Below are 20,195 nucleotides of genomic sequence, written 5' to 3' on the forward strand. Positions count from 1 at the left end.
AAAAAAATGCACGAAATTGCCGAAAGGTGAGTTTCGTGCATTTTTTTGGTTAATAATATCATGTATTGCAAAATTAGGAAACGAATCTGCTATACGAGAAATAGCACATATTTTATAAAGCGGCCCTAGTGATTGTCCTATTTTTGTATGTTTGTAAAATAAATCAGTAAAAAATTGTTTAAGAAAGTTGATAAAGGCTTAATAACGCCAACTAATCAAAAATTAGTGGTATGATATTTTAGAATGAAAATAATCGTACTAGGAGAGAGTGTATGCGGGTTAAAGATATATTACTTAAAAATAAAGGCCAAGCCTTTTTGGCATTTATGGCTAAAGTAGTCGAAGCCGTCTTAGAGTTATTAGTGCCTATCGTGATGGCTAGATTGATTAACATAGGGATTAATCAAGACAATCCATCAGTCATCATAAGACAAGGGATCTTGTTAGCGGTATTGCCTTTACTAGGTTATTTAACGGCCTTGGTTTGTCAATATTTGGCTTCTAAAGTTGCCCAGGATATTGGGACTGAAGTGCGGTTAGAAATGTTTAAAACATTAAACCGTATGGATAGAAAGCAATTGGATACTATTACAGCTTCGTCAGTGGTTCTAAGAATCGAAAACGATACACAAAACTTACAATTGGCTATTGCTTTAATGATTCGTTTGGGTTCTCGTGTGCCAGTCTTATTAATCGGTTCAATTGTGATGGCCTTTTATGTGAGTCCAACTCTGGCGCCTATATTTATCATCGGTGGATTGGTCATTGGTGCTATTTTGATATACATTAATATTTTCACCAATAAACAAAATGGCCAAATCCAACGTCGTATGGATCAATTATCACGTATCGTGCGTGAAAACTTTTCAGGCATCCGGGACATTCGTGCTTTCGCCAACGAAAAACATGAAGTCGATCGTTTCGAAAAACAAAACCTGACTTTAAGAGGCGAGCAATTAACCATGGGCGCCTTCCAAGCGCTAGCTAACCCGTCAAGTCTTTTCTTAGTCAACTTAGCCATTGCCTTTATCTTGTTCTTCGGAGGAAGATTGGTAAATAATGGCCAGTTTATGCAAGGGGATGTCGTTGCCTTAGTTCAGTATATGAATAATATTCTCTTGGCTTTAAATGTACTTGTGAATATCTTGCTTGTATTTAGTCGCGGTATTGCAGGAATTAACCGAATTGATGAGGTTTTAGCCATTAAACCAGAAATCTTAGGTGGGCAGGACAAACTTTCTGGCCATGAACCCTTGGCCATCCAATTTGATGATGTAACTTTTGGATACGGAGAGCGTAATACCATTGAAAATATCACAGCTGATATCAAACCTGGTTCTTTTTTTGGGATTATCGGGGGGACGGCATCCGGTAAATCGACCTTAGTTAACTTGTTGTTACGTAATGACGATGTCAACCAGGGGCAAATTACCATTAACGATAGCTTGATTCAGAACTTAGACCTGAATGCCTATCGTCAAAAAATAGGTCTAGTCCCTCAATCAGCCTCTTTATTTACAGGGACCCTTAGAGATAATCTATTGATGGGCAAAAAGGACATCAGTGACCAAGACTTGTGGCAAGCTTTAGAAATTGCACAAGCCAAAGACTTTGTCGCTCAAAATGACCAGGGCTTAGACATGCTCGTTCGACAAGGTGGTAAAAACTTTTCAGGTGGACAAAAGCAAAGGCTAACGATTGCCCGGGCCTTGGTTGGCCACCCGCAAGTTTTAATACTAGACGATTCGTCAAGTGCCTTAGACTTCGCCACTGAATCGAAATTACGCCAAGCATTAAGCAAATTAAATACCACTATTATCATGATTTCACAGCGAGTATCTTCAGTACAACAGGCTGATCAAATTTTAGTCATGAATAATGGACGCAGTGCTGGAGTTGGTAGTCACGATGAATTATTAGCAACCAGTGGCATATATCAAGCGATTGTTGCTTCACAGATGCAAGAAGAAAAGGAGGACTAGCAGATGGATAAAACAACATTCTCGTGGCTGATGGATTACATCAAACGTTACCGTTGGACTACAATCGGCCTATTCCTATTTTCGACAATTACTGTCCTTTTCCAAGTTTTAATACCCATTCAAATCGGACAGGCAGTGAATGAAATCGTTGGCCTGGACCAAGTGGATTTTAAAGTTCTGTGGCAAGCCATTATCTGGCTGGGTATATTCGCCTTAATTGCAGCCCTAGCTCAGTATTTACAAAACCAGATGTCTAACCGACTAACCTACCATATTATTGCGGACTTACATAGAGACGCCTTTAATAAGATCCAAAAGCTACCTTTATCATACGTGGATAACCATTCTTTAGGGGACCTCGTTTCTCGCGTCATTAATGATGTCGATTTAGTCGGTAATGGTTTATTACAGAGTTTTAATAACTTATTCTCTGGAGTGATCTTAATTGTCGGGGTTATCGTGATGATGTTATCCCTAGATGTTAAAATTGGGCTAATTGTCATTATTTTGACCCCAATTTCTGTGGTTGTTTCTTATATTATTGCCAGTAGAACCTATCATCGCTTTACTGAACAGGTCAATTTACGTGGGGAACTCGGTGGATACGTGGATGAAATGGCCCAAGGGCAAATGATTGTCCGTGCCTTTACCTTTGAAGACGACGCCATTGAACAATTTACCAGTATTAACCAAAAAGTGCATGAGTCAGGTCTGTGGTCACAATTTTATGGGGCCTTAATTAACCCAACGTCGCGTGTTTTAAACTCCATTGTGTATGCTGCTGTGGGTGTAGTTGGTGCTTTTACTGTATTATCTGGCCAATTGAGTGTGGGGATTTTCTCTTCATTCTTAACTTACGCCAACCAATACAACAAGCCATTTAATGATATTTCTTCTATTATCAATGAAATGCAAACATCTTTAGCTGCGGCTGCTCGCGTCCATGAGCTGATGGGTGCTAAAGAAGAGACCCCTTCACGTGACCAAGCTGAACTTGTAGCGGTTGAAGGTGCAGTTGATTTTAAAGACTTAACCTTCCATTATGATAGCCAACGACCTTTAATTGAAGACTTAAACGTCCATGTCAAGGCTGGGGATACGGTAGCCATTGTAGGTCCTACTGGAGCTGGGAAAACGACCCTTATCAACCTACTGATGCGATTTTATGACCCAGTAGCCGGCGGGATTTATATTGATGGTGTCAACACCTTAGATATGCAACGTAGCTATCTACGACAAAACTTTGGGATGGTTTTACAGGATTCTTGGATTTTTGAAGGAACCATTTTCGACAATATTGCATACGGTAAGTCGGGCTCAACCATGGAAGAAGTGGTTGCTGTGGCTAAAAAAGCCCAGATCCATGACATGATCATGCAGATGGACCAAGATTATCAGTTTAAATTAAGTGAGAATGGGGCCAACATTTCTAAAGGGCAACAACAATTAATTTGTATTGCGCGAATTATGCTCACTGACCCAGATATGTTGATATTGGATGAGGCCACTTCTTCAATTGATACGATGACGGAGAAGGCGATTCAAGAAACCTTTGATGCAATGATGGTCAACCATACAACCTTTATCGTAGCCCACCGATTATCAACGATTGAAAATGCCGACCAAATCTTATATATGGAAAACGGCCATGTCTTAGAACAAGGCAGCCATCAAAGTTTATTAGAAAAAGAAGGTAAGTACTTCAATCTATACCAATCGCAATTTGACCACCAAGCTGAATAAGGCCTTATTGAAGGCGAACAAAAAAGCTAGCGGCAATTTTCGCTAGCTTTTTTGTCTACCCTCATCTTATAAATAATTTAGAATCGTCGTAATATCCCGTTGAGTGACAATTCCAATAATGTCTTCAGGTTTACGGACATCGTCTTTTTCCGAAATCAATAAGACTTCATTTCGGTTGTTGCGCATCAAGTCGACCATTAAATCATCTAATTCAAAAATTGGGGTATCAGGTGAAATGATTTGTTTACGGGTAATTTTCTTATGTTGACTATGATTGATGATTTGCTTTACTTTATATTTGGAGAAGTCCATATAGAACCAAGAATTTTTAGTAATTTCATCCGCAATAAATTTAGTGATCAATTCTGCAGAAATAACGGATACCAAACGTTCCTTATTAAAGACGGGTAATTGGGATACTTGATGGTGGTGTAAATCAGTCAAGGCTTTTTCTAGACTATCATCCATATTAATGGCAAAAACTGGTTTAATAAATTTTCTAGTTGACGGAATTTCTGTCAGTAATTGGTTGATTTCAAAGAGTTGTTGATTGGTTTCTTCAGAAGGATAAGCCAGGTTTACTTCAACATCTGTCTTGTGGTGGGTCAACAAGTTGCGTAACTGGCGAATCTGGTCTAAAAATTGATGGTTACGTTTGATTACTTGGTTCGTTTTGGCTAATTCTTCTACACACTGGAAGAAAGTAGCATCATCATTGACTAATAATCCCTTCATGGTTTGGTGTAGGGTGTTAAAGTGGCTAATAAAAGCGACTGTTACTGAATAGGGTTTATCCCTGGTAAATTCTTCAGAATAATGACTGGTCATCTTGGCAACCTCCTTCTATCTACTACTTTAATTATAACAAAAAGATGATGGAATAATGAATAGCAATAGTCTTGAGCAAATAAATTACAATCTTAGGTGTGCTAGCTGATTCTGACATCCAAGAGATTGAAGACTTGGAAGGGAAAACAATTGGTGGTGTTGCAGGGTCACATAAGGTGGATATCATGACGCAATATATAGAAGATAAGAGTTTAGATATTGAAATCCGTACTTATGAAAATCGTGAAGGACCTGAGTTAAATGTTGAAAAAGGTCAGATCGATGCCTATGCTCAGGATTATACGATAATTCAAGCGAGCATCCAATTGAAGGACAAACCATTCCGTACGCTAGGGACTGCTGACCGTTTGCCCTGGTTAGTTGCCATGTATGAACGGTGGGGTTTTGTTGAATTCGACCGAAAACGATTGAGCAATAAAAAGCACATCACTGTTTATTTGCAAAAAAACCTTATATAATTCTCCATATTTGGAAAACAGGATAGTGCCTGATATAGGCAACAAGAATGAAAAGGATTTACAAAAAGGAAGTGAATGAATATGGATTTTCTATACATGCTAGAAATCTTACCAGAAGTTGCTAGCTATATACCTACAACGCTTGTTCTAGCGTTTGTCTCTATGTTTTTCGCTGTGGTGATTGGTTTAATCGTAGCCTTTGGCCGCCGTAGCAAAAATAAAATTATCTCAAGTATGTCAGCGGCATATATTTCTGTATTCCGCGGGGTACCAACAGTTGTGCAATTATTTATTATCTACTTTGGACTCCCACAATTATTCCCATCTATGTCTAACTTGTCTGCAATGAGTGCAGCGATTATCGGTTTATCTTTTAAAGAAGCTTCTTATTTAGCGGAAATCTTCCGTGCAGCCCTAGATTCTGTAGATAGCGGACAAATTGAAGCTGGCTTATCAGTAGGGATGAAACCTTGGAAAATTTACCAAACTGTAGTCATCCCACAAGCAGTTGTGAATGCTGTACCGGGTACTTTAAATGTCTTTATTTCTCTAGTTAAAGGATCGTCAATTGTCTTTACCTTAGGGGTAACCGAAGTCTTTGCTTCAGCGAAATTGATTGCTTCATCATCAATGCTGTATTTTGAAACCTATGTTGTAGTTGGTTTCATTTACTGGGTAATCATCGTGATCATTTCATGGTTACAAGGCAAACTAGAACGCAAGATAGCTGTACCTTACAAACGCAGCTAGGAAAGGAGTACCAATATGATTACAGTTGAAAAATTAGTGAAAAAATTTGGCGATAACACTGTATTGAAGGGGATTGACTTTCAAGTGAACGAAGGAGAAGTTGTCGCAATTATCGGGCCGTCAGGTTCAGGAAAATCGACCTTTTTGCGGAGTTTAAACTTACTGGAATCACCAGAATCAGGAACCATTGAAATTAACGGGGTTAAAGTCATAGCACCGGATATCAAGAAGCAAGATGCCTTTGCCTTAAGACAGCAAACTGCCATGGTATTCCAACACTATAATTTGTTCAGAAATAAGACAGTTTTAGAGAACGTTACTTTATCTTTAATTTCAAATAAGGTCATGAAAAAAGACGAAGCTGCTGAATTTGGTGAAAAATTATTGAAACAAGTGGGCTTGTCGAAACAAAAAAACCAATACCCTGTGACTTTATCAGGTGGGCAACAACAACGGGTAAGTATCGCCCGGGCACTTGCTGTACAACCTAAAGCAATTCTACTAGATGAGCCAACGTCTGCCTTAGACCCAGAATTAGTGAATGAGGTGCTTGAAACCATCGAACACCTGGCAAAAGGGCACACAACACTAGTTATCGTGACGCACGAAATGAATTTTGCCCGCAAAGTGGCGGACCGGGTTGTCTTTATGAACGATGGGGTGGTCGTTGAATCAGGACGGCCGGATGAAATCTTCACTAATCCAAAAGAAGAGAGAACCAAACAATTCCTAAAAGAATACATTGGGGCCAATGAGTACGTTATCTAAATTGTTCTGATATGGTACCAAAAGCGTACCGAATATAGTCTTTTGATAACTTAAAAGTAGAAGATTGCACATTGATGAACTTGATAATTGACTTTTAAAAAGTAAGCATGTAGACTATAAATAGTTCTAATTGGAACTTGTTATTTAAAAAATTTGAAATTAAGAGGAGTATTTAATTTATGTCAGCTTTTAAAGATTTATTAACTAAACGTCGTTCTCACTACGCTATCGGTGCTAACACTGATGTGACTGCTTCAGATGTAACTGCTGCTTTAAACGAAGTGATTCCAACTGTACCAAGTGCATTTAACTCACAAGGTGTACGTGTTGTTGTCGTTTCTGGTGAAAAAAACCAACAACTTTGGGACTTGATTAAAGGTGTACAAACAGAAGTATTAGACGCAGGTACATTAAACTACATGAAACCAATCATGGATGGTGCGCGTGAAGCAGTTGGTACAATCTTATTCTTCGAAGACCGTGACGCTGTTGAAGCAGGTATCCCTGGTAACCCAGAACGTCGTTCAGTTTACAAAAACCACGAATCAGCAAATGCGCAATTAACAGCTTGGTTAGTATTAACTGAATTAGGTTTAGGTGCAAACTTACAACATTTCAACATTGGCTACGAGCAAGGATTTGACGCAGCAATTCGTGAATTGTTAGATTTACCTGAAGCTTGGGAACTAGTTGCTGAAATGCCATTCGGTTCAATTGAAGCACCTGCAGCTGACAAAGAATCAATCGCTGTTTCTGAATTAGTTACAGAACGTTAATCAATATTTTAATGAGGGGGTTGTGACGGTATTGTCACAACCCTTTTTATCATATCAGGTTCCAAAAGTCAGGATTTTCTGACACTTCCCAAAAGTCGATCCTACACGACTTTTGTCACACCTTAATACACAATGTTATAATGGTATAAATAAAATACTAGGAGGCCCAATATGCGGAGTGAAGTAATTAAATTATACGAAGACCGAGACGATGTGACGTTAACGACTTATCTGTTAGATCCTTTCACGACCAGTGATGATACGAGAACGAGACCAGCTATTATTATTTGCCCAGGTGGTTCATACATGTATTGTTCTGACCGTGAGGCTGAGCCAGTAGCGATGGCCTTTAATTCAATGGGATTTAACGCTTTTGTCCTACGGTATTCTGTTTATGGTCAAGGCAAAACGACCGACCAAACCCTTGCTGAGGGCCAATTTCCAGTGAAAGAAGATGTGGTTTTCCCACATGCTTTACAAGAAACAGCCAAAACATTTGAAATCATCCACAAACATGCAAGCGAATGGCAAGTCAATACAGACCAAATTGGGTTAATCGGTTTCTCTGCAGGTGGGCATAATACAGGTATGTACGGCAACTTGTGGAGCCAACCAGTTATCCAAGACGCTACCAGTTTAACAGGCGACCAATTGAAGCCAGCCTTTAATATTTCTTCATATGCCTTAACAGATATTGCCTACTATTTTGGTAAAAATGTACAGAACCCTGATCCAAATGTGCAAGCATATGCGACTGCTATTTCTCTAGCTTGCTTCGGTAAACCGCAACCAACTGCTGAAGAAGTTGTAAAATATTCTATTCCTTCAACAGTGAACGCTGATACACCACCAACTTTCATCTGGGCAACAAGAGAAGATCAAGTGGTGAATGTGCGCGACTCAATTTCATTTGCCTTGGCTTTAGAAGAAAATGAAATACCTTTTGAAATGCATATCTTTCAAAAAGGGCCACATGGTTTGTCAGTAGCTAACGAATCTTCAGCTTTATATCCAGTTCAAATCAATAAAACTGCCGCACAATGGCTACCGCTAGCTGAAAATTGGTTGAAACAAATCATCTTAAAAGGCACTTATTCCTGAGTGCTCAGGATGATACTTTGGTTTTAGGATAATAAAAAGAGGTAAATATGAAGTATAAAAACTTATTATTTGATGTAGATGATACCTTATTAGATTTCCAAGATGCGCAAAAGGGTGCATTGAAATCTTTATTTGAGGCTATGGATATTCCTTATAATGAGGAAACTGAGAAAATGTATAATACCATGAATCAAAGTCGCTGGCGCCAATTCGAACAAGGGATTTTAACCTCAGAACAAGTTGTAAATGGTAGATTTGGTATTTTCTTCAATCAACTAGGCATTGAAGTGGATAGTGTTGAAATGGAAAGAAATTATCGGCAGTATCTAAAAGAAGGTATAAAACCTATTGAAAATAGTTTGGAACTAGTGAATTCACTTTCTAAACAGGCAAATTTATATATCGTTACAAATGGTATTGCTGAAACGCAATCTTATCGTTTACAAAAATCTGGTTTGATCCCGTACTTTAAAGATGTGTTCATATCTGAGGAACTGAATGCGCAAAAGCCTAGTATAAATTTCTTTAATACAGTATTTTCAAGAATACCGTGTTTTAATAAAGAAGAAACAGCCATTATTGGGGATTCGCTTACGTCAGATATTCAAGGAGGTATTAATGCTGGAATCGACACCATTTGGTATAACCCAAAAAGGAAAGAAGTAAAAGATCCAGTAATGCCAACCTATGATATTGCGCAATTAAATGAAATATACGATTTATAGTTTTTTGACTTAGTTTAACCAATTTTTCTCATGAACGCACAATAGCATATAACATCGATTGTAAAATTTCTTGACATTGTACCTTTTATTTCATAAGATTAGACTTAAATGAATAAATGCGAAATAGAAAGAGGCCGCTAATCACATCAGTATCCATTTGGAGAAAGGGTTATTAGCCGAAACAGTATAACTTACTGTTGGGGGTGTATTAAAAAAATGCATCACTGCCAAAAAGGAATGCCCAATTCCTTCCAGGAGCGCTTTCTATTTTGCGGGCAAAAGTGATTTCTGTATTCAACCAATACCAAGTCGAGCTTTTGCTTGCCTTGGTATTTTTTTATTCAAATTTTTAAAAGGAGCTTTTTTATGAAGTCAAAACTTTTTCCAAAAAAGTTACAAATGCCGAATGCATTAGTACTTTTATTTTCAATCATGGTCATCATGATGGTCTTAACCTGGGTTATTCCAGCAGGGGAGTTTGAACGAATGCTGGTTGATGATCGAACTGTTTTAGTACCAGATTCTTTCCATTTTATTGATTCTAGCCCACAAAATCCCTTCCAGTTGATTCTGGCCTTACCGCAAGCTTTTATTGAGGTAGGATCTATCGTATTCTTCCTCTTTATCACAGGTGGATCATTCAAATTAATTAACGAAACAGGCATTCTGGAAGCCTTAATGGGTCGTTTAGTCCGTGCCTTAAAAGGACGCGAGGAAGTCTTCATTCCTATTCTTGTTTTTGTGACTGGTTTAGGTGGTGCCACTTTAGGTTTATCAGAGGAAATTATCCTCTTCATCCCAATCGGTATAGCACTAGCTAGAGCTTTAGGCTACGACGCCATGACAGGGATTGCCGTTTTAATTCTTGGGGCTGCAGTGGGCTTTAATGCCGGTTTTATGAACCCATTCTCAGTAGGTGTTGCCCAAGCCTTAGCCGAATTACCATTATTCTCAGGTGTTGGCTTACGTATCGCCTTATTCATTGTTCTTTGGGCAGTGACAACGATTTTTATTATGCGTTATGCGAAAAAAGTCAAAGCTGATCCAAGCAAAAGCGACGTTGCTGATTTAGAAGCTGCGGATAAAGCGCAAGCTGACTATATCGATTTAAATGAACAGGAACTACCAGCATTTTCATCACGCCACAAATGGATTTCAATAGCTTTACTTGTTGGTTTTTCTATAATGATTTATGGTGTATTCCAAATTGGCTGGTTTATTGATGAATTAGGCGCGATGTTCTTTACAATGGCAGTTGTTTCCGCCTTAATTGGGGGTCTTTCAACTGGCAAAATAGCCGACACCTTCGTTGCTGGGGCCGGTGAAATGATGTTCTCAGTACTTGCTATTGTATTTGCCCGCGGTATTTTAGTAGTCATGGAAAATGGGATGATTTTAGATACAATTATTTACTATCTTGTACAAGTAGTGAACATTTTCCCAGCTATTCTAGGTTCAGTTGGTATGTACGTGATTCAAATCTTGATCAACTTCTTTATCCCATCTGGTTCAGGACAAGCAGCAGCAACGATGCCAATCATGTTACCAATTGCAGACTCACTAGATGTCACAAGACAAACAGCTGTACTTGCTTTCCAATTAGGTTCAGGTTTCATGGATGCCATTATTCCAACATCCGGTGTCCTGATGGCTGAATTATCACTGGCTAAAATTCCATATAACAAATGGTTTAAATGGTTTATGCCATTACTAACCATTTATATTTTAATTGGATTGGCATTTTTAATCTTCGCCCATTTTGTAGGCTACGGGCCATTCTAGAAAGGAAGAGTAAATTTTATGACTGTAAAAGAAACATTACATCAAGAAGTTAACGCCCTAGAAACAGACTTAAGAGGATTGAGCGATTATATTTTTGCTAATCCAGAACTAGGCCATCAAGAATTTAAATCGTCAAAAGCCCATATTGCATTGCTTGAAAAACATGGTTTTACTGTTGAAACCCCGTATGCTGGCTTTGATACGGCCTTTAGAGCGACTTTTGATTCAGGTCAACCTGGCCCAACAATTGCTTACTTGTCTGAGTACGACGCCTTACCGTCAATTGGGCATGGCTGTGGCCATAATATGCTTGGGACTGTAGACACTGGTGCTGGTATCGCCTTATCTAAGGTAATCAACCAGACTGGCGGCCGAGTGATTGTTTTAGGAACGCCCGCTGAAGAAACAACTGGAACTAAGGTAGATATGGCTAATTCAGGCGTATTTGACGACGTAGATGTGGCTATGTGTACCCATCCTTCAGATGAAAATACTATGTCTGGCACTTCAATGGCTATCCACCCAATTGCTTTTGAATTTTTCGGTAAACCGGCCCATGCTGCAGAAGCGCCAGAAGAAGGGATTAACGCCCTAGACGCTATGTTAAACCTATTTAATAATATCAATAGTCTCCGCCAAGAAATGCGGTCATCTGCTCGTGTACATGGGATTATTACCCACGGTGGAGACGCAGCCAACGTGATCCCTGAATACACACGCGCTGAATTCTATGTCCGCGCCTTGGATACGCCTTATATGGAAGTTTTATCGGAGAAAATCATCAACTGTGCTAAGGCCGCAGCACTTGCAAGTGGTTGTACTATGAAGCACACAGACTTTGAAAATATCTACAGGGATATGATTACTAACGAGACTTTATCTGCAGTTTACAACGAAAATGCAAGTGAATTAGGTATTGAAATGGTTCCCGAGAAATTAGGGGAAAATGGGTCAATTGATATGGGTGACGTCAGTCATGTAGTCCCTTCAATCCATTCTTACTATTCAATCACAAATGGCAAGCGTGTTATCGGGCACACACCTGAATTTAGAGACTGTACCCAAACACCATTTGCCTATGACATGATGATGAAAGTTGTTGAAACATTGGCGCGTACTGGTATTGATGTTATTAGCAAACCAGAACTACTAGCTGAGATCCGAACAGAATTTGCCAATCGAAAAGTATAGGAAATAGAAAAAATCACCTGGGGAAACCCGGACGATTTTTTCAATGCAAACATTTATATTTGCTTTATTGATTCATAGCGGTTATTTTTCTTCTTGTTGAGCCATCCAATGCTCCTGATGACCGCGAGATATACGCATGATTTCAGTATATAAATCAGCTAATTCTTCTTTTAGTTCAGGGTTTTCTAAGTAGCCTTGAACTTTCTCAATGACTAACGCTTCACGACCAGCATCTAAAATGTCTTTATTGTTGGCTAGCTTAACTTCAGCTACCTGCTCAACCATTTTCGTTCTTTCCTCAAATAATTTCACGATTTCTCGGTCAAGGCGGTCAATCTCTGTACGTTCTTTTTCTAACATGTCTTTCTCCTTTAATGGGTCATTTAATTTTGTAATTTTTGTAAGTCTAGAATTTTATATCGGGAGGCGGATGACGACTAGGTCAATATACTGGCTAGTTTGTCCGAACAATCCACTTTATCTAAGATATTTATTTTTCATAATATTGATTTAAACATTACTACTTCGTCTAATCCATTATAAGTAAGGACCAAATCAAAAGCAATTGCAAATGGGGATTGTCTACACTATCTGAATTTATTGACGAACGCGGAAAAAATCGTTATAATTTTTGAGTTGAAAAATGTGCATTATAAAAAATAAATAATATGAAGGGTGGATAGATATGTCAACAGAATCTATATCTGAAACAAGAGAACAGGTGAATCAAAGAACATTAGGTGATATTCGTGACCGTAAGCCCGTTTTTTGGGAGAATGATAGCCATGTACCTTTCAAGAACCTAAAAGGGCAGCTGGATGTGTCAGTCCTAGAGATTAAAGACGCAGAGGCACGATTAAAACGATTTGCACCATTTATCAAAGCAGTCTTCGAAGATACGGTGGCTTTAGATGGTCTGATTGAATCGCCAATCTCTGACATTGACAAATTCAAGACTGCGTTAGAAACCACTTATGATTTTTCATTTCCTGGCCAAATGTTCCTAAAACGGGATGACTTATTACCGATTGCCGGTACTATTAAGGCTCGAGGGGCTATTTATGAAGTCTTGCATCATGCTGAAGCATTAGCCTTTGAAGAGAAATTATTATCAGGTTATGACGATGACTATTCGAAATTTGCGACTAAGACATTCCAAGATTTCTTTAAACAGTACACTGTAGTTGTTGGAACTACAGGTAACTTGGGGATTTCTTCAGGTGTGATGTCTGCCAAAATTGGTTTCAATGTCCAAGTTCATATGTCCCACGAAGCCAAGCAATGGAAGAAAGACTACCTAAGAAGCCACGGTGTCCAAGTGATCGAACATAAGACCAACTTCACAGAAGCCGTAGACCAAGGGCGTCAATCAGCTCAATCAGATCCCTATGCTTACTTTATTGATGACGAACATTCAATTCAATTGTTCTTAGGTTATACAACTGCAGCGTCAAGACTAGAAAAACAGTTAGCTGATCAAGGAATCGTTGTCGATGAAGACCATCCACTTATGGTGTATCTACCATGTGGTGTGGGTGGTAGTCCAGGTGGTATTACTTATGGTTTGAAACAAATTTACGGGGATCATGTTCACTGCTTCTTTGCTCAACCAACTCATGTACCATCTATGTTACTAGGGTTAATCTCTAAGAAATTTGCAGATATTTCAGTCTATGACTTTGGGATTGATGGCTTAACCGTTATGGACGGTCTAGCAGTACCTAGAACCTCTCAAATCGTGGCTAAATTAATGTCAGGTATCTTTGATGGTGGTTATACATTGACTGACAAAGAGTCAAATCGTCTGTTAACAGCACTGAAAGATGTAGAAGATATTTTTGTAGAGCCAGCAGCCACAGCAGGATTAGTTGGTCCACAAAGACTCTTCACTACTGAAGCGGGGCAAAACTATCTGCGTCACAAGAACTTAACAGATAAAGTAGCTAACATGACCCATATTGCATGGGCAACTGGTGGGTCAATGGTACCAGCAGATGAGCAAGTGTTATTCTACGAAAATGGTAAAGCCAATCAATAATGTGAAACGATAAATCGAAATCACTATAGAAGAAAAGGGTAATTGAGTGTCACAGCTCACTTACTCTTTTTTATTTTGCCCTATTTTTAGCAACAATTGCCACTGCAGGTATGACTTTAAGTGCCTTATTAATCGCATCATTTGTAAGTTCAATTACGAAAAAATTTGGTAAAAAAGAAGCTGGATCATTCGCACTAATCGGTGCAGGCTTCATCTATGTCCTTGCTTTCGTATTAAGCATTCAAAATCCATTAGTATTTGCCATCTTACTTATCGTTGCGGGTATAGTTATGGGTTACTACACTATATCAATGTACGCTTACGTAACAGACGTTATTGATGACTTCTACATCAAACGTGGTACACGTAGAGATGGTACAATCTACTCAGTTTACTCATTTACACGCAAAGTAGGTCAAGCGATTGCTGGTCTCTTAGCCGATGTTTTACTAACATAAATTGGTTATGTTTCAGGTGCTGAACAACAAACTGCTGAAGTAGCGAATAGTATCTACTTGCAAAAAGCATCGAACCTTTCCAACTAAAGTGAAGGTTCGATGCTTATAGACGTTTATGAAGTTGAATTTAACTCAATACTTCTCAACAAAAGACTTCAATCTGATGGTTATGCCGTTCTTTAATCTTGCCTTCATCAGCTAATTGATGCAGGGACCGGCTAAGTGTTTCAGATGACATGCCTAAAAATCCTGCTAAAAACCGCTTCGTTTCCTCGTGATAGAAGATTTGGTGGCCATTCACCAACTCGGCTTCCTTACAAATGAAATTGAATAACCGGTCTTTTGCGGTGCAAGTAGATAACAACATGGATTGCTCTTCTGAAGCGTGTAGGCGCTGAGACAGAGCTTCAATCATCTTAAGGGATAATTGCGGGTAGTCCACCAGCAGTTGTTTAAATTGTTGGTTTTCAATCAGGTAAATTTCACTTTTTACCATGGCTACGGCATGCGCCTTGCGGATACCTTCAAATAGGGCTAGTTCACCAGTAAATTCCATCGGTGCAATCATCCGGATGATTTGTTCGTTTCCCAACTCTGATAATCTAAAGATCTTTACTTTACCAGTTAATACAAAGAGAAAATAGCGGGCTTCTGTATTGGTTGCGTAGACCACTTCATTTCGTTTGTACAAGCGTTTAGTAAAATAAGGGACAATTTGTTCGAGCGTTTGACAATCAAGCTCCTTGAATAGGTCAAATTGTCTTAGATCATTGATTTTATCCTGGGCTAACATATTTTCACCTCATTGTTATTTACTTTCTACTTGTTTAGCTAAAGCTTTGGCAAAAGCAACCGCATCGCCGACATACCCGACATCTGATTCTTTAAAGATAGCGGCTTTCGGGTCCTTATTTACAGAAAATACAAATTTTGCCTGATTCATCCCGACAGTATATTGGATGGCGCCCGCAATCCCGAAATTCAAGAGTAATTGCGGTTGGATAGTGACCCCACTTTGACCTATTTGCTCGTCATGTGTGTACCAGCCGTTCTCTGCTAGGGGGCGGGTAGCACCAACTTTTGCGCCAAGTAGGTCGGCTACTTTTTCAGTATAGACTAAATTGTCTTGCATCTTCATCCCGCGGCCAACAGCAACAACCTTATCTGCCTCAGTGATTTGATTCGTTTGTGGTTGGCCTGGAATTCGTTCCAATACTTGGTAGGTATAAGGCCGTTCTAAGGCAATTGTTATGTCTATAATAGCACCTTGACGGGTATTGTCAAAGGGGAGAGTGTTAAAGACATTTGGCCGTACTGTGGCCATTTGTGGACGACGGGTTGGTGTTAGAATTGTACACATCAAGTTGTCCCCGTATGAGGGTTTAATCTGTAGCAACTGCCCCTTATCATTGATAGATAGGTCTAGGCAGTCTGCGGTTAGACCAGTTTGCAGGGCACCTTGTAGTCTTGGCGCTAAAGCTCTCCCTTTAAGTGTGGCTGCGAATAAAATAATATTTGGTTGGTAATCGTCAGCTAATTGCTTGATAGCTGTTTTTGATAATACAGGGTCAAAGTCAGCGAATAAGTCATTTTTCACAACAAACACCTGGTCAGCGCCGTGGCCAATAAGACTTGCTGCGTGATTAGTTTGACTTGTTTCTAAGAGGATGGCTGTTACACTATCTTGGCTATTTTGACTCATTTCATGGGCTTTACCCAATAATTCTAGCGTTGAAGGGTGGATGGTTTCTTCTGAAATTTCAGCAACCACCCATATACCTGATGATTTTCCTTGATTCATGGACTTACCTCCTTAGATGATATGTTTGTCTGACAAAATGGCTAACAATGCTTCGGCCGCTTCCATCGGCGACCCTTCAAGCATGGTCATCTGACGGACTGATTCTTCCGGCACAAAGCTTTCAGTCACAATAGTAGGGGACCCTTTGATACCGATTCTATCGAGGTCACAATGTAGGTCACCCTCGTTCCATACCGTAATCTCTTTTTGCATAGATTGTTTAATCAAAAGAGGCGATAGATACCGCGGTTTATTGATTTCATCACCAACACTCATAACTAAGGGGTAAGAAACACGGATGACTTCTTGGTCCACTTCCAAATGTCTTTTGACATCAATGGTTTGATTAACTGTATCAAGGTCTACTATACCGGATGCGTTGGTGATTTGTGGTAGATCCAACTCTTCAGCAATTAGTGGGCCAACTTGTCCCGTATCCGCATCAATTGCCTTTAAACCTGTCAAAATAAGATCCACGTTCCCAATCTTACGTACAGCTTGAGCTAGGGTATAAGCAGTTGCTAAGGTATCTGACCCAGCAAAGGCACGTGAAGATAGTAGATAAGCCTCGTCACAACCCGTGGCTAGGGCTTCATGCAAGCTCAATTTAAAAGAATCAGGGCCCATGCTGACAACAGATACTGTACCACCAAATTTTTCTTTTAACTTAACAGCAGTCTCAATGGCATGTTCATCAAAGGGGTTAATACGGCCGCGAACACCACTCCGAATAAGGTTATTCGTTTCTGGGTCAATTTTAACGTGGTTACTGATAGGGATTTCTTTTATAAACACGACGATTTTCATAGCATAAATTCCTCTCTAGATTCAAATAAGACTGAATTTGCGATGTCTAATTGGAGTTTTTCATATGCACCTTCAGCATATTGCAAGGCCTTAGCGTCACGCCATAAGTGCTCAACTGGATATTCTTTAGAGTAACCATAAGCCCCAAAAATCTGCATAGCGTGGTTAGCCGCTTTCAAGGCTTGGTCTGAGCCAAATAATTTAGCGGTTGTTGTCTCCATCTTATGGTCAACTTCTTGATCTCTTAACCAGGCAGCTTGGTAGATGATTAGTTTTGTTGCATGTAAGCCCATGGCAATATCAGAGATTCTAAATTTAATCCCATCAAGGTGAGACATCTTACCGCCAAATAGTTCACGCTCTTGAATATAGTTGATAGAAGCTTTCAAGGCGGCATCTTGAATACCAGCCGCTAGTGCACCCATTAAAAACCGGGCTGTATGGTGGGCATTGTGTCCAATTTCCATCCCTTGATCAATATCACCTAAGCGGTCAATATCCGGTACAAGGGCATCTGACAAGTAAATATCACCGACTGGACATCCGCGCATCCCCACAAAGTCTTCAACACGACCGTTTTCAAAACCAGGATTTTGATTATCTAAGATAAAGACAGTCCGACTATGTTCGGTATCTTTTTCAGGACTGGTAATGGCTAAAATAAGGTACATAGATGCGGCTTTGACACCGTTGGTTAAGAAAGCCTTATTCCCGTTCAATAACCAACCATCTGGAGTCTGAACAGCTGTTGTTTGTTGGGTAGAGGCATCAGACCCACTAGCTGGCTCAGTCTGTCCAAAGGTAAATAACTCCCGATTAGCCCTAGGTAACCAACGGGCCTTGATTTCTTCACTACCATAAATGACAAGCTGGTCGATTGCTTTCCAGTGGGCTTCAAGGGTAAAGGCAACACCGGGGTTAACTTTTGCCAGTTCAGCAATCACCATAGTCTGGGTTACAAAGTCGTAGCCAGCGCCACCATAAGCCTCAGGGACAGCAATCCCAACAATACCAACATCCGCCATCTTATTCGTTAGGTCTTGTTGGTATCCTTCCTTTTCAATTTCTTCGTATCTTGGGGCAATTTCTTTTTCCGCAAACTTTTGAATCATCTTACGGAGTAGTTCTTGTTCATCAGTGAATTTAAAATCCATGTATTTTCACCACTTTCAGTATATTGTGTACTATTTCACCACCCAAGTATACGCTAGTCAGATTGTCGTTTTCCTTGACTAATATCAAACTTTTGACGAAAAAAGATTAAAATTAAAGTGCTTACATATATTTGTAGGACTCCAAATATATCTTATAAGTTTAAGTGAAGAGCGTCACAAAAAACATCTTACTTAACAATCGCCTAAATCGCTAAGTAAGATGTCTCTTAAAATATAAAAAAGTATGATACGACGACAAATAGAATGGAAAATAAGGTACCGATTAAATAGTATTCGGCGAATCCTTGGTTCTCCTCAATCAGTTTAAAGCGGGCAATAGACTTCGCAGTATAGATTAAGCCGATGGAAGATAGGGCATTTAATGACAGGAATATAGCTGATAAAATTCGTTCTAAATTCCCAATCATAGCGCCTGCACCAGGAACAGTGACTATTTCAGTTTGGTCAACTGTATCGTCGGTGTAATTTTGATATTGATTGAAAAGCACTTTAAAGGTAACGTTCGCGGGTTTGGTTATTAATACCGTCAGTAAGGTCCATTTCAAGACCAATGTAGGTATGGATACGGAGACGTCACCGGATGCCGGGAAAACAACCTGACTTAAGACGACAATCAATGAAATATGTAGCAATTGGTCAATCAGATAAATATAAGGAATCTGTTCTGCCTGGAATATCCACTTCCGCTGTAGGGTCACCTTCAGTAAATCAATGATGATATGTCCTAGCCATACAGCTGAAAATAAGAGAATCATATTCGACTGCCAAGTGAGTAACCATGATATAAACAAAAGTAATCCATGGATAGCTAGGTGTTTAGCAAGAGCGGCGTGACTCTTTCTCTTGGCTTCTGACAGTTTCTCACTTTGAAAATGGTAATCACCTAGAAAGTGGGCAATTAATAATACGAGTGTGATGGCATTATGAATCAGTATCATCGACCTCCTGAATGAAACGTGCCAGCTGTTCTTTTCCAGCTAGATAGATTTTAATATTGGCTGAATTTAGTCGTTTACTTAAAGCTGAGGGTGATAATTCTAATTTTTTAGCAAGTGCTTTTTGATTAAATGATTGCTGGTAAATCCCCGTCTCTAAAAGTCCATTGAAGACATATAGCTGGGTTTTAGTCCAACTTGACCGGATAGTATCCGTCAGTAAGAGCAGGGTATTGATGGTGTCATCTTTTCCCTCTAGACCAGTAAAGACTTGACGTAAATTACCGCTGTAATCGTGTTGCTTGACTGATTCAATGGCGCTTCTAGCGTGCCAGTATGCAGGGCCATCTGCGCCTATACTGACTTCAGGATCAATCTCTGTGGCTATTGACCCGTAACCAATCCCAAAGCGAATGGGGTGGGGAATGAGTCGTTGGATGTCATCTATCATTTGAAACACTTGGTGATGAGGTTTAATCAACACTTGAAATTCATCACCTAAGGTTATCGTTAATTTTGACGCGATGATGTCACCGTAGTTTTGGTTAATTGTAGCAAAACTTTCTAATAAGTTTTCTTGTAAGTTTTCTCGGTTAGCTGATTTTTTTGAATCAATTAAGTCACCGATAATCGCTATATAGTTTTTAGACATGAGGCACCTCCTTGATATCCATTATAACGGAAATTATATTTAATTGCCAATATTACGGAAACTGAACGATTAAAATATCCGTTATTTAGGAAATTTATAAAAATTGTCTTTATTTCCGCCATACTTCACAATGTATGCACTACATCACATCTGTTCGGTAATTAATGTGTTTCAATTTTAGACCAATAATGACCGATATTCGAT

At 39.4% G+C, this 20,195-nt stretch carries 20 protein-coding genes and 1 riboswitch; of the genes, 12 read left to right on the forward strand and 8 right to left on the reverse strand.

What is annotated here, in order from left to right; genetic code table 11:
• The first annotated feature begins 272 nt into the window (after positions 1–272).
• Positions 273–1,982, forward strand: coding sequence for an ABC transporter ATP-binding protein (locus ACUW85_RS00320; RefSeq protein WP_182023015.1), 1,710 nt, complete (start codon positions 273–275; stop codon positions 1,980–1,982).
• 3 nt (positions 1,983–1,985) lie between these two features.
• The gene (locus ACUW85_RS00325; RefSeq protein ID WP_182023014.1) at positions 1,986–3,725 is read left to right on the forward strand and encodes an ABC transporter ATP-binding protein; all 1,740 of its coding nucleotides are present in this window, start codon (positions 1,986–1,988) and stop codon (positions 3,723–3,725) included.
• Positions 3,726–3,791: 66 nt separating this feature from the next.
• On the opposite strand, the gene ACUW85_RS00330 is transcribed toward ACUW85_RS00325, so the two are convergent.
• Positions 3,792–4,553: a CBS domain-containing protein gene (locus ACUW85_RS00330; RefSeq protein WP_182023013.1), complete on the reverse strand. Its 762-nt coding sequence runs from the start codon at positions 4,551–4,553 to the stop codon at positions 3,792–3,794.
• 98 nt (positions 4,554–4,651) lie between these two features.
• Here ACUW85_RS00330 and ACUW85_RS00335 point away from each other — a divergent pair, with 98 nt between their 5' ends.
• From ACUW85_RS00335 to ACUW85_RS00370, 8 genes are all read left to right on the forward strand, one after another.
• Positions 4,652–5,032, forward strand: coding sequence for an ABC transporter substrate-binding protein (locus ACUW85_RS00335; protein WP_165696129.1), 381 nt, complete (start codon positions 4,652–4,654; stop codon positions 5,030–5,032).
• An 81-nt stretch (positions 5,033–5,113) separates the two neighbouring features.
• Entirely contained in the window at positions 5,114–5,782 is a 669-nt protein-coding gene (locus ACUW85_RS00340; protein WP_205692044.1) for an amino acid ABC transporter permease, read from the forward strand.
• Positions 5,783–5,797: 15 nt separating this feature from the next.
• Positions 5,798–6,550: an amino acid ABC transporter ATP-binding protein gene (locus ACUW85_RS00345; RefSeq protein ID WP_149255634.1), complete on the forward strand. Its 753-nt coding sequence runs from the start codon at positions 5,798–5,800 to the stop codon at positions 6,548–6,550.
• 179 nt (positions 6,551–6,729) lie between these two features.
• Positions 6,730–7,326 carry a nitroreductase family protein gene (locus ACUW85_RS00350; protein ID WP_182023012.1) on the forward strand — a complete coding sequence of 199 codons (597 nt, stop codon included), beginning with the start codon at positions 6,730–6,732 and terminating at the stop codon, positions 7,324–7,326.
• Positions 7,327–7,497: 171 nt separating this feature from the next.
• Positions 7,498–8,427: an alpha/beta hydrolase gene (locus ACUW85_RS00355; protein WP_182023011.1), complete on the forward strand. Its 930-nt coding sequence runs from the start codon at positions 7,498–7,500 to the stop codon at positions 8,425–8,427.
• Between the two features lie 47 nt (positions 8,428–8,474).
• On the forward strand, positions 8,475–9,152 hold the full coding sequence (locus ACUW85_RS00360) for a YjjG family noncanonical pyrimidine nucleotidase (protein WP_149358433.1): 678 nt from the start codon (positions 8,475–8,477) through the stop codon (positions 9,150–9,152).
• Between the two features lie 120 nt (positions 9,153–9,272).
• A riboswitch (Lysine riboswitch) is annotated at positions 9,273–9,423 on the forward strand.
• Between the two features lie 95 nt (positions 9,424–9,518).
• Positions 9,519–10,934 (forward strand): YfcC family protein, encoded by a 1,416-nt coding sequence (locus tag ACUW85_RS00365; protein WP_149358434.1) that lies wholly within the window; start codon positions 9,519–9,521, stop codon positions 10,932–10,934.
• An 18-nt stretch (positions 10,935–10,952) separates the two neighbouring features.
• A complete protein-coding gene (locus ACUW85_RS00370) occupies positions 10,953–12,125 on the forward strand; it encodes a M20 family metallopeptidase (RefSeq protein WP_149358435.1) in 1,173 nt (390 codons plus the stop codon).
• Between the two features lie 81 nt (positions 12,126–12,206).
• On the opposite strand, the gene ACUW85_RS00375 is transcribed toward ACUW85_RS00370, so the two are convergent.
• A complete protein-coding gene (locus ACUW85_RS00375) occupies positions 12,207–12,485 on the reverse strand; it encodes a chorismate mutase (protein ID WP_026466052.1) in 279 nt (92 codons plus the stop codon).
• Positions 12,486–12,810: 325 nt separating this feature from the next.
• Here ACUW85_RS00375 and ACUW85_RS00380 point away from each other — a divergent pair, with 325 nt between their 5' ends.
• Entirely contained in the window at positions 12,811–14,163 is a 1,353-nt protein-coding gene (locus ACUW85_RS00380; RefSeq protein ID WP_149358436.1) for a D-serine ammonia-lyase, read from the forward strand.
• Positions 14,164–14,258: 95 nt separating this feature from the next.
• Positions 14,259–14,621 carry an MFS transporter gene (locus ACUW85_RS00385; RefSeq protein WP_310649005.1) on the forward strand — a complete coding sequence of 121 codons (363 nt, stop codon included), beginning with the start codon at positions 14,259–14,261 and terminating at the stop codon, positions 14,619–14,621.
• A 142-nt stretch (positions 14,622–14,763) separates the two neighbouring features.
• Here the strand turns inward: ACUW85_RS00385 and ACUW85_RS00390 are convergent, their stop codons facing one another.
• The 6 genes from ACUW85_RS00390 to ACUW85_RS00415 all read right to left on the reverse strand — a co-directional run bounded on the left by ACUW85_RS00390 (position 14,764) and on the right by ACUW85_RS00415 (position 19,991).
• On the reverse strand, positions 14,764–15,414 hold the full coding sequence (locus ACUW85_RS00390) for a Crp/Fnr family transcriptional regulator (protein WP_065419854.1): 651 nt from the start codon (positions 15,412–15,414) through the stop codon (positions 14,764–14,766).
• Positions 15,415–15,429: 15 nt separating this feature from the next.
• Complete coding sequence (locus ACUW85_RS00395) at positions 15,430–16,422, reverse strand: electron transfer flavoprotein subunit alpha/FixB family protein (protein ID WP_182023009.1); 993 nt, start codon at positions 16,420–16,422, stop codon at positions 15,430–15,432.
• 12 nt (positions 16,423–16,434) lie between these two features.
• Positions 16,435–17,229 (reverse strand): electron transfer flavoprotein subunit beta/FixA family protein, encoded by a 795-nt coding sequence (locus ACUW85_RS00400; RefSeq protein WP_182023008.1) that lies wholly within the window; start codon positions 17,227–17,229, stop codon positions 16,435–16,437.
• On the reverse strand, positions 17,226–18,383 hold the full coding sequence (locus tag ACUW85_RS00405; RefSeq protein ID WP_182023007.1) for an acyl-CoA dehydrogenase family protein: 1,158 nt from the start codon (positions 18,381–18,383) through the stop codon (positions 17,226–17,228). Before ACUW85_RS00405 ends, ACUW85_RS00400 begins: the two co-directional genes overlap by 4 nt.
• 227 nt (positions 18,384–18,610) lie before the next feature.
• Positions 18,611–19,342 (reverse strand): DUF3307 domain-containing protein, encoded by a 732-nt coding sequence (locus ACUW85_RS00410; protein ID WP_059348880.1) that lies wholly within the window; start codon positions 19,340–19,342, stop codon positions 18,611–18,613.
• On the reverse strand, positions 19,326–19,991 hold the full coding sequence (locus tag ACUW85_RS00415) for a SatD family protein (RefSeq protein ID WP_182023006.1): 666 nt from the start codon (positions 19,989–19,991) through the stop codon (positions 19,326–19,328). The genes ACUW85_RS00410 and ACUW85_RS00415 overlap by 17 nt, the downstream gene beginning before the upstream one ends.
• Positions 19,992–20,195: the final 204 nt, after the last annotated feature.

Source organism: Aerococcus sp. 150760013-2, from assembly GCF_053627715.1.